The 6,640-nt window shown below is 40.1% G+C and carries 9 protein-coding genes; 5 read left to right on the forward strand and 4 right to left on the reverse strand.

Annotated features, from left to right (window positions below; genetic code table 11):
• Together B4H39_RS08150 and B4H39_RS08155 are read left to right on the forward strand one after the other, a co-directional pair.
• Positions 1-211: hypothetical protein (locus B4H39_RS08150; protein WP_286927562.1), on the forward strand; the 211-nt coding region annotated here is incomplete at its 5' end.
• Positions 133-705, forward strand: coding sequence for a DUF6273 domain-containing protein (locus B4H39_RS08155; protein ID WP_286927563.1), 573 nt, complete (start codon positions 133-135; stop codon positions 703-705). The genes B4H39_RS08150 and B4H39_RS08155, both read left to right, overlap by 79 nt.
• Positions 706-772: 67 nt before the next feature.
• Here the strand turns inward: B4H39_RS08155 and B4H39_RS08160 are convergent, their stop codons facing one another.
• The 4 genes from B4H39_RS08160 to B4H39_RS08175 form a co-directional block, all read right to left on the reverse strand.
• Complete coding sequence (locus tag B4H39_RS08160; RefSeq protein WP_202231142.1) at positions 773-1,084, reverse strand: DUF960 domain-containing protein; 312 nt, start codon at positions 1,082-1,084, stop codon at positions 773-775.
• Between the two features lie 31 nt (positions 1,085-1,115).
• Entirely contained in the window at positions 1,116-1,964 is an 849-nt protein-coding gene (locus tag B4H39_RS08165) for a MurR/RpiR family transcriptional regulator (RefSeq protein WP_202231141.1), read from the reverse strand.
• A 309-nt stretch (positions 1,965-2,273) separates the two neighbouring features.
• Positions 2,274-3,107, reverse strand: coding sequence for a recombination regulator RecX (gene recX, locus B4H39_RS08170; RefSeq protein WP_251422086.1), 834 nt, complete (start codon positions 3,105-3,107; stop codon positions 2,274-2,276).
• 198 nt (positions 3,108-3,305) lie between these two features.
• Positions 3,306-4,124: an aldo/keto reductase gene (locus tag B4H39_RS08175; protein WP_202231139.1), complete on the reverse strand. Its 819-nt coding sequence runs from the start codon at positions 4,122-4,124 to the stop codon at positions 3,306-3,308.
• Between the two features lie 139 nt (positions 4,125-4,263).
• Here B4H39_RS08175 and B4H39_RS08180 point away from each other — a divergent pair, with 139 nt between their 5' ends.
• The 3 genes from B4H39_RS08180 to rlmD form a co-directional block, all read left to right on the forward strand.
• Entirely contained in the window at positions 4,264-4,617 is a 354-nt protein-coding gene (locus B4H39_RS08180) for a winged helix-turn-helix transcriptional regulator (RefSeq protein WP_271328210.1), read from the forward strand.
• Between the two features lie 30 nt (positions 4,618-4,647).
• A complete protein-coding gene (locus B4H39_RS08185; RefSeq protein WP_202231138.1) occupies positions 4,648-5,040 on the forward strand; it encodes a VOC family protein in 393 nt (130 codons plus the stop codon).
• A 101-nt stretch (positions 5,041-5,141) separates the two neighbouring features.
• The coding region (gene rlmD, locus B4H39_RS08190) for a 23S rRNA (uracil(1939)-C(5))-methyltransferase RlmD (protein ID WP_286927564.1) at positions 5,142-6,640 on the forward strand (1,499 nt) is incomplete at its 3' end.

Below are 6,640 nucleotides of genomic sequence, written 5' to 3' on the forward strand. Positions count from 1 at the left end.
AGATGGAAGCTTTACGCACCATGATGACTTGTCTGACTTCTTGACAGCTGTACAGACTGGTTCCATTGATAACAACTGGGGAACCCGGGACCAGATGACAATGTCCAACCCGACCAAATCAACTTTAGTATTATGGCACCGGGGACGATATTCACTATGGCTAATGAGCAGTATCGTTATTTGGAGAATATGGGGAACCGTAACCATATGATTATCCGTAATCATGTTACCCCAGCTCTTTCATTCAATGCTCAGAATGCTTATTTGGACAGCTGGTACACGGGAGAGCTTGCCTCAGAGGTTCGAGCTATGGTTCAGCCAGTGAGAGAAAATTTTGTGACAGGAAATGTTGAAAATGCCTCCATCACTTGGTCAGAAGCATGGCGCTGGCTACCTGATAATATAGATGACTTCCCTGAAGTTGCGGCAGATGTTACCCAGGTCGATGCCAGTGGGACAAGACGTGCTTTTGCCCTCTCTTTAGCAGACGTCGCTCGCTTATCAGGGCCAGGTAGAGCCTTCCCTAGCCGGACTTCGCGTGAAGCCCCTAATTTTATGTGGTGGTGGACACGTACTCCTGCAGTTCTGGGAGAAAGTGCGTGGGATGTAAATAGAGTAGAGATGTCCGGAATGCTATCCAACCGTGCTGCAAACAATGTTTCTGCTGTTGGTGGTGTGCGTCCAGCTCTAATCATTCGTCAATAAAATAAAAACATTCAAGAAGCAGTGCTAGCTCTTGAATGTTTTTCGTTTGTATTTTCATATTCGGTGCTCATTGGCGCTCTCCTGAAGAAATAATGGTTTCTTTGCCATTATTGTCGACAGCGTGAAAATGGCGCGGCCAAGAGGGATTGAAAGGATAGCGGAAATCAACAGTAATCGTCAAAGGGTTCTTTGGCTGCGAAAATTTTACAGAAAGTAAACCGTTTTGGTTCAACAATTCAAAATTGATAAGAGGCTCAAGGGCAATAACACCTTTGAGCTGATTGTCAATGATGAACCAAAAACTGTCAATGATTTCGCCAGGGATACTTGATACAGTACCATAGCTTGCATAGCGTCCTTTTGTTTCAGTAAATGCCATTTTGGTCCTCCTAGAACATTAACTTGATAAATTAATTTAAGCGGGTTTGACTAATAACTTCCCGAATGTTTTCCAAAGAGTGCTCAATTGTGTCTTGGCTCCTCATGCCATACATCAAAAAGATAGCATCAAGAAGACTGATTTGGGAAACAGTTGAAGCAACAGCTTCTGGTCGGAAAGAAATCTCCTCAGCTATTGAAATGAGGGATAAGTCACTTTTTTTCACCAATGCTGAGTGAGCAAATGATGTTATTGCAATTACAGGAACTTGATTATTTTTCAATATATCAACAATCTTGAGTGTGTCCTTGTTTTTTCCAGTATGTGAAATAACAAAGGCACAGTCATTTTTCGTTAACTTGGAAGCCAACATTTGCTGGTAGTGGAAGTCTTGGTGATAGACAGTTTGTAGAGGCATACGTAAAAACTTATGATAAGCAATCAAAGCCACGGCATTGGAACCTCCCACGCCAAAAAAACCACACGTCTTTGCAGAAAGGAGAACATTCATTATCTCATCTAGCGTGTTGCTATCTATGAGCTGCAGTGTCGCATTTAATGACAAAGTGTTGCTTGTAAAGTTTTTTGTCAGGATATCTTTATAGCTATCCCTAGGCGACAGCTCGCTGAAGAAATTATCTGATTTGAATTTTTCGGTGCTGTGGATAGCTAGCTTTAAATCTTGAAAAGAATCAAAGCCAATCTTTTTTGCAAAGCGTGAAATGGTTGCTGTAGATACCTGAACATTTTTGGCAAAGTCTTGGATAGACAAGTGTGCAGCACTATCCATGTTCTTGATCAAGTAATTTGAAATTGCTTGGTCAGACTTGCTAAGATTGTCGTAATAAGAGTTGATACGTGTGATTAAAGAGTGTGTCATATGCTTTCCAGTCCTAGCCTTATTATATCATACACCTTATTGGAAGCGATAGGAGAGGGGCTAAAAAGTGGTTAAATTGAGATGACTTACTCTAAAAATAGTCACGAAACGCTATCTAGCCGTAATGTGTGAAGTAAAAGAAAAAGTAAAGAGGAGCTATACTAAATATATAGCAGCAGTGACTGATTCTTGGGTCTGGAGGTTAATGAGTGGCAAGGTTTGTCGGTTGGTGTCGCTTATGTCATTTGAGGTCGGCATTGTTAATGCTTCTATGGGAAGGAGGGAGACCGTTTGAGCAACCCGCTCCCCTTATTCCTCTTCAAAATCATAATCACGAATAGCGCTTGAGATAGAACCAAAGTCAAAGCCTTTGCGTGCTAAAGCTTGTGTAATGCGTTGCTTAAGTTCATAACCTTCGTATCTTCTACTGTATTTGCGTGCCGTTTTTTCAAGTTCATCATAGAGCAATTCTAGCTCATTTTCTTCATCTGCTTCAAGCTCCAAAGTCTCCAAAGCGATGGCGCTGATATTATATGAAAAGCCTTTAGTTGTAAGGGATTGTGTCACTTTTTGCTTGAGTTGTTGAAGTGTGAGTCGGTTTGCCTTTTGGCGGACAATTTTTTCAGCGAGCTTTACGGCCACATCGATTTGTCTTTCCTCATAAAAGACTTGCGCAAGAAGCTGCTCAATCAGCTGTGATTCCAGTCCTTTCATACGCAATTTTTGCAGGATTTGGTATGGGCCTGCATTGGCTGCTCTGATTTTTCCTCGGATATAACTTTCAATATATGCTTGGTCGTTAATGAGATTGTTTTTCCTAAGATAGTCGATAATAGCTTCAACCTGAGAGCTTTGAACATGATGCTCTAAAAGATATTTTTTTACTTCGGATGAGGTTCGCGGTTTGAACGAGATGAAATAAAGTGCCAAAGCTTTGCCTTGGGCAAAATAATCAAAAGATAAGAGATGTTCAAACTCCATTTCAGTAAGTACTTTTTCACGTGTGAGCATAAACTTAACGAGAGTATCCTCACATACATAGATATTATCACGAGCTTCATCCCAATCTTTATACGCGAGGGGTTCAAAAAAGGTGATTTTGTAAAGTTTTTTGAGTTTTTTAATTTCCTTGATTTTTATCATAGCATCATTATATCAGAGTTTTAAGGAAGGGGAAACATTATTCGATGTGTCAACAGTACAGGGAAGATAAGGGAGTTGGGAGGCGAGTGAATCTTCTTCCATATGTAAAAAACGCTCAGTTCTGCATGACTTTGTGGCAAATTGAGCGTTTTTTCTGTATTTGAGAGTCTCATCTCAGTCTCGTGATAACTTCTTGGTTTAGAAATTAAATGTTTCTGGGTCTGGTCCCACACGCAGATTTTCATCAAGTGCATCCAAAAGCAGCATGTCTTCTTGATCCAGTGAGAAGTCAAAGACATCACGGTTGGCACGCATCCGTTCGACCTTGACTGATTTTACATTGAGCAAGATGCCTTGTTCTAAATGCCAACGTAGAATAATTTGTGCAGCTGATTTATTGTGCTTTCGAGCGATTTTTTGGATAACTTCATTATCTAGTAATTTTCCCTGCATGAGCGGGGACCAAGCCTGGGTTTTGATATTATGCTTTTCTAAAAAATGGCGTAAAGATTTTTGTGCTAACTTAGGGTGTAGCTCAATTTGATTTACTGCTGGTAGTGTTTGAGCATATGTAAAGAGTCGCTCCAAATGGTGTTTCTGAAAGTTACTTACACCGATAGCTTTTACACGTCCGGCTTTATATAAGTCTTCCATTGCTTTCCAAGACTCTTGATAACCATAGTCAGTACCCGGCCAGTGGATGAGATAAAGGTCAAGGTAATCCAAACCTAATTTTTCTAAACTTGTTTCAAAGTTTTGAAGAGTTTCTTCATAGGAAAGGTTACTGCCCCACAGTTTTGAAGTTATGAAAAGCTCTTCACGAGGTAGGTTTGTTGCGTGCAGCCCTTCTTTAATCCCTTGTCCTGTTCCTTCTTCATTTCCATAAATTTGTGCAGTATCAATGAGGCGATAGCCGTTGATGATACCATTTTTGACGATTTCAGCAGTTTCTTCATTGGGAATCTGAAAGACACCCAGGCCTAATTCGGGGATATTAATATGATTGTTAAGCTTCATTATCTGTTCTCCTTAAGTTTTCTTTTGACAAAAAATAGTATATAATAAAAACAACTTATTGAATAGTACCTACTTTTTTGTTATATACATACATAAAAGTAGTTTTTAATTAAAACGAGGAATTGTAAGAGGTATTTTTTTGGAAAAAACTTATAACATAGGTGTAGAAGCTACGATGGATGTCATTGGTGGAAAGTGGAAGGCTATAATTTTATGTAACCTAAGACATCAGCCACGCAGACCGGGTGAACTTAAGCGCAGTATCCCTGGCATTAGTCAAAAGATGCTCACACAGCAGCTCCGCGAGCTGGAAGCAGATAATATTATTGTTCGGAAAGTTTATAATCAAGTCCCTCCTAAAGTGGAGTATTCAATTAGTCCTTACGGAGAAAGTTTGAATAATATTTTAGACAGTCTTTGCTCTTGGGGAGAAGACCATGTCAAAACTTTAAATGAGCAAGGAAACGATGTCTGCATCCTGATTAAGGATTAGTTGAATATGCAAACAAGTCAAGGAGATACAATGTATAAACCGAATTTTGACACGGTACATCATGTTGCTATTATTGGCAGCGATTATGAAAAATCTCGGAAGTTTTATGTCGATATTATGGGTTTTTCTGTGATTAGAGAAAATCATCGTCCTGATAAAGGAGATATAAAAATTGATTTAAAGATGAATGACGAAACGGAAATAGAGCTATTTATCAAGGCTGAGGCACCAGAACGTGTGTCTTATCCAGAAGCAAAGGGCTTGCGTCATCTGGCGATAAAGACAAATAATATTGAAGAAGATATAGCATATTTGTCTTACCAAGGCGTGAAAGTGGGAGAACTACGTGTGGATGAAATCACAGATAAAAAGATGGTTTTCTTCTACGATCCAGACGATCTGCCGATAGAATTGCATGAATAACATAAAATTCCAACTGTGGGTTGGACTTTTTTCTGTGTATGTGGTGGGAATAGCATAATTTTCTGGGGCTCATCACAGGAAAATTATGTTAAAATTGGGATATGATTAATCTGAAAATTGGACAAAAAATCCCACTCAATATTGAGCGTATGGGTATCAATGGCGAAGGAGTTGCCTCTTACCATGGGCGCTTGGTATTTGTGCCTTATGCACTGCCTACAGAAGAAATTCTGGCAGAAATTACAGAGAATGCCCGTAATTTTTCACGCGCAAAAGTTGTCAAGATAAATAAAAAGTCAAAATACCGTGTTAAACCTGAAGATCGTGTTTACCATGAGCTGAGCGGCTCACACATCATGCATCTTGCTTATCCGCAACAATTAGAGTTTAAGCGTGATTTGCTCCGTCAAGCTCTCGAAAAATACCGCCCAACAGGCTGGAAAAAGTACGAACTTCTACCCACACTTGGTATGGAAAATCCTTTGCGTTACCGTAACAAATTGCAATTTCAAGTGCGTCGTCTAAACAATGGCGATGTCATTGCTGGTTTATACAAAGAAGGTACGCATCACTTAGTGAATTTAGAAAATTGCTTGGTTCAAGACGAAGTCATCCAAAATATCGCTAATCGTATCTGCCGTTTGATTGAAAAATACAATTTGCCTGTTTATGATGAACGTAAAGTCATGGGTATCCGCACAATCGTTGCGCGACGCAGCCAAAAAACAGGTGAAGTTCAAATTATTTTCGTGACATCCGCACGTATCAGCTTAGATGGACAAGTTTGGCCTGCACCACGTGAAGAGCTCTCAAAACGTCAACGCAAAGACTTGGTGAAGATGGATAATATTTTATCTGACTTGACGGAAGAGTTTCAGGAGATTGTTTCTGTATCAGCCAACTTCCATCCAAAGAAAACCAGCGAAATTTATGGTGACCGTACACAGATGCTTTTTGCAGAAAAAGAAACGATTACCGAAGGCGTTTTGGATTATGACTTTGAGTTGTCACCACGTGCTTTTTATCAACTCAATTCAGAACAAGCTAATGTGCTCTATGGTGAAGCCGTACGCGCGTTGAATCCGAAAAAAGACGACCGTGTTATCGATGCCTACTGCGGTGTCGGCACCATCGGTTTTGGTGTGGCTAAGAAAGTTAAGTCGGTCCACGGAATGGATATTACGCCAGAATCTATCGCAGATGCTAAAGCCAATGCAAAACGTCTTGGCTTTAAAAACTGTCACTATGAAGTAGGTAAAGCGGAGCGGATCATTCCTAACTGGTATAAGTCAGGCCATAGAGCCACAGCGCTTATCGTTGACCCACCGCGAACAGGATTGGATGATGCTTTGTTGGAAACAATCACCACATATACACCAGAAAAACTCGTTTATGTGTCTTGTAATGTTTCGACATTAGCAAAAGACTTGATAATTCTTTCGCAATTTTACAGCATCGAATATATTCAATCTGTCGATATGTTCCCACATACGGCACGTACTGAAGCGGTAGTGAAAATGCGTAAACTTGCCCAACCTTTGGCAGCACCTTTCCGTGCTGAAAAGTCAAAAGCGAGCTATAGTAAACCACGGAGGAAAAG

Origin of the sequence: Lactococcus sp. UBA7128 (genome assembly GCF_002492185.1) — a bacterium.
In the GTDB taxonomy this organism is placed as follows: domain Bacteria; phylum Bacillota; class Bacilli; order Lactobacillales; family Streptococcaceae; genus Lactococcus; species Lactococcus muris.